This window comes from Streptomyces sp. NPDC004561 (assembly GCF_053602155.1).
Window position 1 is genome coordinate 21,766 of record NZ_JBSGDB010000045.1, and the last position, 10,101, is coordinate 31,866.

10 protein-coding genes and 1 pseudogene are annotated in these 10,101 nt (G+C 74.0%); 2 read left to right on the forward strand and 9 right to left on the reverse strand.

What is annotated here, in order from left to right; translation table 11 throughout:
* Positions 1–27: 27 nt before the first annotated feature.
* The gene (locus ACWEN3_RS09065; protein WP_452967583.1) at positions 28–486 is read left to right on the forward strand and encodes a hypothetical protein; all 459 of its coding nucleotides are present in this window, start codon (positions 28–30) and stop codon (positions 484–486) included.
* A 20-nt stretch (positions 487–506) separates the two neighbouring features.
* On the opposite strand, the gene ACWEN3_RS09070 is transcribed toward ACWEN3_RS09065, so the two are convergent.
* The 8 genes from ACWEN3_RS09070 to fmt form a co-directional block, all read right to left on the reverse strand.
* Positions 507–959: an Lrp/AsnC family transcriptional regulator gene (locus ACWEN3_RS09070; RefSeq protein WP_452967586.1), complete on the reverse strand. Its 453-nt coding sequence runs from the start codon at positions 957–959 to the stop codon at positions 507–509.
* Positions 960–1,183: 224 nt separating this feature from the next.
* Positions 1,184–2,626: a GuaB1 family IMP dehydrogenase-related protein gene (locus ACWEN3_RS09075; RefSeq protein WP_452967589.1), complete on the reverse strand. Its 1,443-nt coding sequence runs from the start codon at positions 2,624–2,626 to the stop codon at positions 1,184–1,186.
* Between the two features lie 132 nt (positions 2,627–2,758).
* Complete coding sequence (locus tag ACWEN3_RS09080) at positions 2,759–3,088, reverse strand: barstar family protein (RefSeq protein WP_452967592.1); 330 nt, start codon at positions 3,086–3,088, stop codon at positions 2,759–2,761.
* Positions 3,085–3,495, reverse strand: coding sequence for a ribonuclease domain-containing protein (locus ACWEN3_RS09085; protein ID WP_452967595.1), 411 nt, complete (start codon positions 3,493–3,495; stop codon positions 3,085–3,087). Before ACWEN3_RS09085 ends, ACWEN3_RS09080 begins: the two co-directional genes overlap by 4 nt.
* Before the next feature lie 59 nt (positions 3,496–3,554).
* Complete coding sequence (locus ACWEN3_RS09090) at positions 3,555–4,598, reverse strand: sugar-binding transcriptional regulator (RefSeq protein WP_452967598.1); 1,044 nt, start codon at positions 4,596–4,598, stop codon at positions 3,555–3,557.
* Between the two features lie 90 nt (positions 4,599–4,688).
* Positions 4,689–5,375, reverse strand: coding sequence for a ribulose-phosphate 3-epimerase (gene rpe, locus ACWEN3_RS09095; RefSeq protein WP_452967600.1), 687 nt, complete (start codon positions 5,373–5,375; stop codon positions 4,689–4,691).
* 187 nt (positions 5,376–5,562) lie between these two features.
* Complete coding sequence (locus ACWEN3_RS09100) at positions 5,563–6,981, reverse strand: RsmB/NOP family class I SAM-dependent RNA methyltransferase (protein ID WP_452967602.1); 1,419 nt, start codon at positions 6,979–6,981, stop codon at positions 5,563–5,565.
* A 79-nt stretch (positions 6,982–7,060) separates the two neighbouring features.
* The gene (gene fmt, locus ACWEN3_RS09105; protein WP_452967605.1) at positions 7,061–7,993 is read right to left on the reverse strand and encodes a methionyl-tRNA formyltransferase; all 933 of its coding nucleotides are present in this window, start codon (positions 7,991–7,993) and stop codon (positions 7,061–7,063) included.
* Between the two features lie 281 nt (positions 7,994–8,274).
* Here fmt and ACWEN3_RS09110 point away from each other — a divergent pair, with 281 nt between their 5' ends.
* Complete coding sequence (locus tag ACWEN3_RS09110) at positions 8,275–8,820, forward strand: hypothetical protein (RefSeq protein ID WP_452967609.1); 546 nt, start codon at positions 8,275–8,277, stop codon at positions 8,818–8,820.
* A 78-nt stretch (positions 8,821–8,898) separates the two neighbouring features.
* On the opposite strand, the pseudogene ACWEN3_RS09115 reads toward ACWEN3_RS09110, so the two are convergent.
* Positions 8,899–10,101 (reverse strand): annotated as a pseudogene (locus tag ACWEN3_RS09115) (primosome assembly protein PriA); the annotation flags it as partial.

Consider the following 10,101-nt stretch of genomic DNA (forward strand, 5'->3'; position numbering starts at 1 on the left):
CGTCCCAGGCATTCGAACGGGGATCACATGGCATACGTCCGGACCGTGCCGCTGCCGTACGTGGACACGCACACGACCGTCGTCCCGGCGGGCGCCGACGTCGTCTGGCGGGCGATCGGGGAGGTCCTGGAGGGGTCCTTCGCCGGGCGCGCCGGGGCCGCCTACGCCCGCCTGGTCAAGGTCGCCGACCACACCGTCGCCGGTCCGCGTCCGCCGGCCGTGGGCTCCACGGTCCGCGGTTTCCGGGTGACGGCGGCGGATCCGGAGCGGGAACTGGTCCTCACCGGACGCCACCGCTTCTCCGCCTACACCCTGGCGTTCCGGCTGGAGCCGGACGGTCCGGGCCGCACGCGCGTCGGCGCGGAGACCCGGGCCGTGTTTCCCGGACCGGCCGGAAGGCTGTACCGGCTGCTGGTGATCCGCAGCGGCGCCCACGCGGCGGTGATGCGCCGCATGCTGGCGTCGATCGGCCACCGGGCGGGCTGAGCCGGGCCCGGAAAGCGCCTCTACCCCGGCGCCCCGGAGGAGAACCGGCGCAGCAGCGGCGAGAGCACCAGCACCGACTTGGTCCGCTCCACGAACGGCTCCCCGGCGATCCGCTCCAGCACCCGCTCGAAGTGACGCATGTCGGAGGCGAAGACCTGCACGATCGCGTCCGCCTCCCCGGTGACGGTGGAGGCGGCCACGACCTCCTGGTAGCGCTCCAGGCCCCGCTGGATGGTGTCCGGCGAGGTGTTGCGCCGGCAGTAGATCTCGACGAACCCCTCGGTCTCCCAGCCGAGCGCCGCCGGATCCACCCGGACGGTGAATCCGGTGATGGCTCCGGTGGCCCGCAGCCGGTCCACGCGCCGCTTCACCGCGGGCGCGGACAGGCCGACCATCTGCCCGATGTCCGCATAGGAGCGGCGGGCGTCCTCGGCGAGGGCGTGCACGATGCGTTCGTCGAGATCGTTCAGCACAGGGGGTGGTTCACTTCTTCGGGTCGGTCACTTCTCTGCCGCCACCGCGAGGTCGTCACCGGTCGCGAGACGGGAACGGCGAGAGCCGTACAGGAAGTAGAACACGGGCCCGACCACCGTCCGGACACCGAACACGGCCCGGGTGACGGCGGAGCGGAAGGCGCCGACGACCCCCGCACTCCCGGCGGGCGGGAGCAACGGGGGTCGTGGGAGGCGGAGTCGGGTCAGCTCCAGCTGGCGTGCAGGGGCTTGCCCTCGGCGTAGCCGGCCGCGCTCTGGATGCCGACGATGGCCTTCTCGGCGAACTCCTCCAGGGAGCCGGCGCCGGCGTAGGTGCAGGACGAGCGGACGCCCGCGATCACCGAGTCGACCAGGTCCTCGACGCCCGGACGGGCCGGGTCGAGGAACATGCGGGAGGTGGAGATGCCCTCCTCGAACAGCGCCTTGCGGGCACGGTCGTAGGCGGACTCCTCGGACGTGCGGTTGCGCACCGCGCGCGCCGAGGCCATGCCGAACGACTCCTTGTACAGACGGCCGTTGGCGTCCTGCTGGAGGTCGCCGGGCGACTCGTAGGTGCCCGCGAACCAGGAGCCGATCATCACGTTGGACGCACCGGCCGCGAGGGCCATGGCCACGTCGCGCGGGTGACGGACACCGCCGTCGGCCCACACGTGCTTGCCGTACTTCCGCGCCTCGGCGGCGCACTCCAGCACCGCGGAGAACTGCGGCCGGCCCACGCCGGTCATCATGCGGGTGGTGCACATGGCGCCGGGGCCGACACCGACCTTGATGATGTCCGCGCCGGCGTCGACGAGGTCCTTGACGCCCTCGGCGGAGACGATGTTGCCCGCGGCGATCGGCACGTGCGGGTCGAGGCCGCGCACCAGCTTGATGGCGCTGATCATCGACTCCTGGTGGCCGTGCGCGGTGTCGATGACGAGCGTGTCCACGCCCGCGTCGAGCAGCTGCTTGGCCTTGCCCGCCACATCGCCGTTGATGCCGACGGCGGCGGCGATGCGCAGCTTGCCGTTCGCGTCCACGGCCGGGGTGTAGAGCGTGGCGCGCAGGGCGCCCTTGCGGGTGAGGATGCCGGCCAGCCTGCCGTCCTTGTCGACGGCCGGGGCGTAGCGGCGGTTGTGCGTGTCGAGGGTGTTGAAGGCCTCGCGCGGGTCGATGTCGGCGTCCAGCAGGAGCAGGTCCTTGGACATGACCACTTCGAGCTGGGTGAAGCGGTCGACACCGGACAGGTCCGCGTCGGTGACGACGCCGACGGGGCGGTTGTTCTCGTCCACGACCACACCGGCGTTGTGTGCCCGCTTGGGCAGCAGCGCGAGGGCGTCGGCGACGGTCTGGTGCGGGGCCAGCACGATCGGGGTGTCCAGCACCAGGTGGCGGCTCTTCACCCAGGAGATGACGTCGGTGACGACGTCGATCGGGATGTCCTGCGGGATGACCACCAGGCCGCCGCGACGGGCCATGGTCTCGGCCATGCGCCGCCCGGCGATGGCGGTCATGTTGGCGACGACGAGCGGGATGGTGGTGCCCGTGCCGTCCGGCGAGCTGAGGTCCACGCCCTGACGCGAGCCCACCGCGGAGCGGCTCGGCACCATGAACACGTCGTCGTACGTCAGGTCGTACGCGGGCTGGATGTCATTGAGGAAACGCACGTGCTGCACATCCCAGTCGATCAGAGGCGGCCCCCGGACAGGTGTGCCAGGGGGAAAGAGCACGTACTTCATTGTCCCATGACGCCGGCCCCGGCATGCCCTCACAGAACATCCAGCCTGGTCGGGGATCTCTTAGGAGGATCCTCCAAGGGCGAGGACCACGGCGAGCGCGGGCGTACGGTCCACCGCCTCGGCGAACACGTCCTGCGCGGTCCGCCACTCCTCCGGATCCGCCTCGGCGTAGGGCCGCCAGCCCCGTACGACGATCAGCAGACCCTGCTCGACGGCCGCCTCGGGCCAGACGGTGTGGTCGGACAGGGAGTCGACCAGCGCGTCCCAGTTGCGCCCGAACCAGTCGGGCAGCGCGAGCGCCCGGGCCACGCGGTCCATCAGGCCCGCCTTGGCCGTGACGCCGTCGAGGTCCAGCCCGACCAGGTAGCGGCCCGCCAGGTCTTCGCTCATCTCAGTACCGCCCGGAACGAGTTGTAGTGGTCATCGGTGTAGTAGATCTCCGCGCCCTGTCCGGTCACCAGGCGCCGCGCCCCGCGGTCGCGCGAGCCCGGGGTGCGCACGGTGTACTCGTGGTAGTAGCCGCGCCGGTGCTTCGGCAGACGCCCCTCGAAGTTCCCGAAGACGACCCCGTCCCGCGCGTACGGGAAGGGTCCGCCCTTGTCGATGAGGGCCAGGGTCTGCCGGGCCTCGGGCGGGAGCCGGGACGCGCTGACGGTGCCCGTCCCCCTGGCCCACGCCGGCCCGGAAGCGCTCGTCGAAACGGCGGTGCCGCCCGGGTGCGAGGCGCAGCCCGTCAGCAGGACGGAGAGACAGACCAGCAGTCCCGCGAGCGCACGGGGGACGAACCGCAGCAGCATGCGACGATGCTGCCACGGCCGTCCCGCCGTGAGGACCGCACGACCCGCTGTCAGGGCCCTCAGAGTCCGTCCGGGTCCGCACGGCTGAGCGCGGGCTTCGGCGTCGGCCCGGCCGTCATCAGGTAGTCCGCGGCGGAGGTGTCCGTGACCAGGCTGGTGACCAGGCCGGAGCGCAGCACCGCGTCGATCGCGGACGCCTTGCGCTGACCGCCGGCGATCGCCACGACCTCCGGGACACGGCGCAGCTGGTCGGCCTTGACCGTGATGCACCGCTCCCCCAGGTCCCGGCCGATCCGGCGGCCCTCGGCGTCGAAGAGGTGCGCGGCCATCTCGGCGGCCACGCCGAGCGAGGCGTAGTGCGCGCGCTCCTCGTCGCTGAGCATGTCGTGCACCGTGGAGATGCCCGGCTCCCAGGAACCGATGGAGACGCAGGCGACCGTGACCTTGTCGAAGTACTCGTAGGCCCGGGCGATCCCGGTCTGGTTGCGCAGGGCCGCCGCGGTGGCCGCGTCCGGCAGGAGCATCGGCGCGTAGATCGGGTGGGCATCGCCGCCCGACACCTGGGCGGCGCGGCGCACGGCCTCGACCGAGCCGCGCTCCGAGGTCCCGGCGTCGTACACACCCGTCAGCTGCACCACCGTGCACGGCGGCAGCCGGTCGAGCGCGGCCGCCATGTGGATGGTGGACCGGCCCCAGGCCAGCCCCAGCACGTCTCCCTCGTTGACGAGCTCGCCGAGCAGGTCGGCGGCGACCTCGCCGAGGTTCTCCGGGTCGGGGGTCTCCTCGGCCTCGGCCGGGGACTCGACCACGACGGCGTGCCTCAGGCCGTAGCGGGCGCGGAGCGCGTCGGAGCGCTCGGCGTCCAGCTCGGCCGGCACGCGGATCTCGATGCGTACGAGATCCCGTTCGAGGGCCGTCTCCAGGACCCGGGCCACCTTGAAGCGGCTGACGCCGAACTCCTCGGCGATCTGGATCTTGGATTTGCCCTCGAGGTAGAAGCGGCGGGCCATGGCCGCCGCCTGCACCAGCTCAGCGGGTCCCATCCGCATGGCTGACCGGCCCGCCGACATACCCGACACGGCGATCTCCTCACTGCTGTTCACACTCTGGATTCGCCGTTCATCCTTGCAGATTCGGCGCAACGGATCCGCCCTGATGGGCGGCGTTCACTCAAGCGTTCACGTACCTGTGGCTCAGTGGTCGCATGCCCACGACGCCCCGGCGGTGGCCGATTCCGCCTGTGCGCGCAGTGCACGTACCGCATCCGCCGGGTCCTCGGCCCCGTAGACCGCCGAGCCGGCGACGAACACATCGGCTCCCGCTTCCGCGCACCGCTCGATCGTCGAGGCCGCGACACCCCCGTCGACCTGCAGCCACAGCTGGAGACCGTGCTTGCCGATCAGCTCACGGGTGCGACGGATCTTCGGCAGCATGATGTCGAGGAACGCCTGGCCGCCGAAGCCCGGCTCGACCGTCATGATCAGCAGCATGTCGAGTTCCGGCAGCAGGTCCTCGTACGGCTCGATCGGCGTGGCGGGCTTGAGGGCCATGGCGGCGCGGGCACCCTTGGCGCGGATCTCACGGGCGAGTCGCACCGGAGCGGCGGCCGCCTCCACGTGGAAGGTGACGGACGAGGCGCCCGCCTCCACGTACTGGGGCGCCCAGCGGTCGGGGTCCTCGATCATCAGATGGCAGTCCAGCGGGGTGTCCGTCGCGCGGGCCAGGGACTCCACGACCGGCACGCCGAGCGTGAGGTTCGGGACGAAGTGGTTGTCCATGACGTCGACATGGAGCCAGTCGGCGCCCTGGACCGCCTTGGCCTCCTCCGCGAGGCGCGCGAAGTCGGCGGACAGGATGCTGGGATTGATCTGCACGGCCATGACCCAAGCCTGCCATGCCCGGGGCACTGATGTTCGCGCCGGTCCACAGGCGAGACCGTTCATCGTACAGGTACGACGGTATGCGGGCACCTGTGGACAGCGCCGGGCGGGTGGCCGCCTCGTGCCGGGCCTCGTGCTCCCGGGGCGGCCCGGCCGCGCATTGCGCGGTACCCGCCGCCCGGACCCGTCAGCCGGTGCGCCGGATCAGCGCCAGGAACATCGCGTCGGTGCCGTGCAGATGCGGCCACAGCTGCACGTCCGGTCCCTCGCCGAGGGCGGGGACGCCGGGCAGCAGCGGGCGGGCGTCGACCAGCTCGGTGTCCGGGTGCTGCTTGAGCACGTCGGACACGACCGCGCGGGTCTCCGCGAGGTGCGGCGAGCAGGTGGCGTAGCCGACGATCCCGCCCACGCGCACCGAGTCGAGCGCGGTGCGCAGCAGGGCGCGCTGGAGCGGCGCGAAGTTCTCCAGGTCCTCGGGGCGCCGCCGCCAGCGGGCCTCCGGGCGCCGCCGCAGGGCGCCGAGCCCGGTGCACGGCACGTCCACCAGCACGCGGTCGAAGCTGCCGGGCAGCCACGGCGGCCGGGTCCCGTCCGCGGCGATGACCTGGTACGGCCCCGGGTTCCCGGCCAGCGCCCGGGCGACGAGACCGGCCCGGTGCGGCTGCTTCTCCGCGGCGAGCAGCACGGCCCCCCGCTCGGCGGCGAGCGCGGCCAGCAGCGCGGCCTTGCCGCCGGGCCCGGCACACCCGTCGAGCCACCTGCTGTCCGGCCCCTCGACGGGCGCGTTGGCCAGCGCGAGAGCCACCAGCTGGCTGCCCTCGTCCTGCACCCCGGCGCGCCCCTCGCGCACCGCCTCGACCGCGCCCGGCTCGCCGCCCTCGGCCAGCCGCACGGCGTACGGCGACCAGCGCCCCGGCACGGCGGCGTCCTCGCGCAGCAGCTCCTCGGCGGTGGCCCGCCCCGGCCGCGCGACCAGCGTCACCTCGGGGCGGTCGTTGTCGGCCGCGAGCAGTTCCTCGACGCCGGCGCGCCCGCCGCCGAGGGAGTCCCAGAGCGCGGAGACGACCCAGCGGGGGTGCGAGTGCACGACGGCGAGGTGGTCCTCGGGGTCCTCGTCGTAGGGCGGCGCGACCTTCCCGAGCCATCCGTCGAGGTCGTCCTGCGCCACCTTGCGCAGCACCGCGTTGACGAACTTGGCCCGCCCGTCCCCGAGCACGACACGGGCGAGTTCCACCGTCGCGGACACGGCGGCGTGCGTCGGGATCCGCGTCCCGAGCAACTGGTGCGCGCCCAGGCTCAGCACGTCGAGCACCGGCGGGTCGACCTCGCGCAGCGGCCGGTCGACGCAGGCGGCGATGACGGCGTCGTACGTTCCCTGGCGGCGCAGTGTGCCGTACACCAGCTCGGTGGCGAGGGCGGCGTCCCGCGCGTCGAAGTCGCCCTTCTCGCGCGCCTTCCTGAGCAGCGGGGGCAGCACGAGGTTGGCGTACGCGTCCCGCTCGTCGACCGCCCGCAGCGCGTCGAAGGCAAGGATGCGGACGGGGTCCTTCTGGGGGCGCCGGTAGGGCTTGGCGGGCTTACGGGGCCGCCGCGACTGCTCGCTCACGAAAAAGGTGCTCCGGATGTGAAGAAGGGGTGCGGTCCCCAGCCTACGTCGGCGCACCGCCGCCCCCGCCGCCCGGGGCTCAGCCGCCGAGCGTCTCCCCCTCCGCGATGCGTACGCCCCGCGCCCAGTCGGCCGCGCGCATCGGCTTCTTGCCCTGCGCCTGCACCCAGAGCAGCTCGACGGCGTAGGAACCGGTGCCCACGTGCACGCTGTTCTTGGTCGCCGCGATCCGGCCCGGGGCCAGGTCCGTCCGCTCGGGCACGGGCGTGACGTGGATGAGCTTGAGCCGCTCGCCGCGGAAGGTGGTCCAGGCGCCGGGCGCCGGGGTGCAGCCGCGCACGACGCGGTCCACGCGCAGCGCGGGCGTCGCCCAGTCCAGCTGGGCGTCCTCGACGGTGATCTTCGGCGCGAGGGTGATGCCCTCGGCCGGCTGCGGCACGGCCTTCAGCGTGCCGTCCTCGATGCCGTCCATGGTGGCGGCGAGCAGTCCGGCCCCGGCGAAGGCGAGCCGGGTGAGCAGGTCGCCGCTGGTGTCGGTGGGCCGGACCTCCTCGGTGACCGTCCCGTACAGCGGTCCGGAGTCCAGGCCCTCCTCGATGAGGAAGGTGGAGGCCCCGGTGATCTCGTCGCCCGCCATGATCGCGTGCTGCACCGGCGCCGCTCCGCGCCAGGCCGGCAGCAGCGAGAAGTGCAGGTTGACCCAGCCGTGGGCGGGGACGTCGAGGGCGACGCGGGGCAGCAGGGCGCCGTAGGCGACGACGGGGCAGCAGTCCGGGGCGATCTCCTTCAGCCGGTCCAGGAACTCGGGGTCCCGCGGCCTGACCGGCTTCAGCACCTCGATGCCGGCCTCCTCCGCCCGCTCGGCCACGGGCGACGCGACCAGCCTGCGTCCACGGCCGGCGGGGGCGTCGGGCCGCGTGACGACGGCGGCCACCTCGTGGCGCCCGGAGGCGATCAGGGCGTCCAGGGCGGGAACGGCGACCTCGGGGGTACCGGCGAAGACGAGCTTCATGGGCGGGATCGGGCCTCTCGGGCGGGGGTCGGGCGGGCAGCGCACCAGTCTATGACCACACCGCGCGGGCCGCCGAGGGCGAATCCCCACCCACCGGTCGACCGGCCTTCCTGTCAACTGACGCCGAGCGGCGCACGGGTGGGAGGGAGGCGTACGCATATGCCCGTACGCCCCCACCCCGTGACCAGGGGAGCGCACACGCGTTGGTCAAGGAAGAGTTGACCACATAGGGCCGCTTTCGCCGCCCGATTCCTTTCAACGCCGGTTCGAGAGGCTTGTTCATGGCCGACCACGCAACCCACGACGCCCAGGCCCGGGCCAGCCTGCACTTGCTGGTGCGGGACATCGAGCGGGTCCGCCGGCAGGTGGACGCACTCCGCACGCTCACCGCCCAGTTGGGCAACGTCTACCGTCCGCGCCGCTCCGGCCCGTCCACGGGCTTCGTCGTCTACGGACGCGCCCCCGCCCCGACGGTGCGCCTCGCCCAGGAACTCCGGGACAGCGTCGAGACGCTGGTCACGGCCGCCGTGGACTTCGACCGCTCGCTCGGCTTCTCGTGGGACGCGGTCGGGTCGGCGCTCGGGGTGACCAAGCAGGCGGTGCACCGCCGTTACGGCGCCCGGCGCGCCGCGGCCCAGGCCACGGCCGCCGAGGCCGAGCTGACCCCGGAGCCGACCGGTTCCCGCACGCTGAACGTGAACACCGGCCTGCCCGCGGTGCCGGCGGTCCCCGCGGCCCGCTCCCTGCCCACGCAGCCGACCGCGGGCAGCCCGACGCTGCGCGAGGACGTCCGGCCGACCGCCTTCCCCAGTCCGCGCAACGGCTGACCCGCCCCCACCCCGCCCTCCCGGGAGGACACCGGGAGGGCAGCCGAGTCCCTGACCCCCCGGTCCGTGCCCCCGCCGTCAGCCGATGTCCGGCGGATCGATCCGCACCCGTACCGCCTCACCGCTCCCCCGGGCCATACGAGCCGCCTGGGCGGCCTTCAGCGCGGCCGCCAGCGCCGCGCCACTGCCCGGCGGCACACGAACCAGCGCCCGCTCCCACTCCTCCCCGGGAGGCGGCGCCCCGGGCCTGCGCGGTCCGCCCGGCGGCGCGGCCGGCAGCGGCACCGGCCCCAACACCTCTGCGTCGGACGGCAGTTCGACCGCCGTGAGGAACTCGGCGACGGCCTCCGGCGTCCCGGAGACGGCGGCCATCCGGGACACCGGGGGGAAGCCCAGTTCGGCCCGCTCGGCCAGCTCCCGCACCGCGTGCCCCACGGGGTCCCAGCGCACCAGCGCCTGCACGGGCCGCAGGGTCGGCTCGGCCACCACGACCACCGTGCCGCCCTCCTGCTGGGGCCGTACCAGCGCCCCCGCAGCGATCCACCGGCGCAGCGCGTCCTCACCGGCCCGCAGGTCGGGCCGTACGAGCATGGCCCAGCCGTCGAGCAGCAGGGCCGCCGCGTAGCCGCCCTCGGCGACCGGCTCGGCGCCCGGGGTGCTCACGACCAGCGCGGGTGTGCCCGGCACGGTGTCCAGCACGTGTTCGCGTCCCGAGGTGCGCACCGGCACGGCGGGGAAGGCCCGCCCCAGCTCCTCGGCGGTCCGGCGGGCGCCCACGACCTGGGCGCGGAGCCGAAAGCCGCCGCACTCGGGGCAGTGCCAGGCGTTCTCCTCACGCCCGCACCAGCCGCACCGCAGCACGCCCGCGTCCTGCCCCTGGAGCGGCCCGGAGCAGTGCCGGCAGCGCGCCGGGGCCCGGCACTGGGCGCACGCCATGCGCGGCGCGTATCCGCGCCGGGGTACCTGGACCAGCACCGGCCCGTTCCGCAGGCCTTCCCGGGCCGCCTGCCAGGCGAGCGTGGGCAGCCGGGCGGCGCGGGCGGCCTCGTCCCGGGCGAGGTCGTCGTCCCCGACGGTCCGGACCAGGGGCGCGGACCGCCGCACCTGTTCCCGGCCGGCGACCAGGGGCCGCGCCCAGCCGCTCTCGACCAGCTGGGCGGCCTCCACGGTGCAGCCGAGGCCGCCCAGCAGAAACCCGCACCTGTCGAGCGCGGCGCGCAGCAGCAGCACGTCCCGGCGCCCGCACATCCCTAAGCCGCCGAGCCGGGTGGGCGCGGCCTC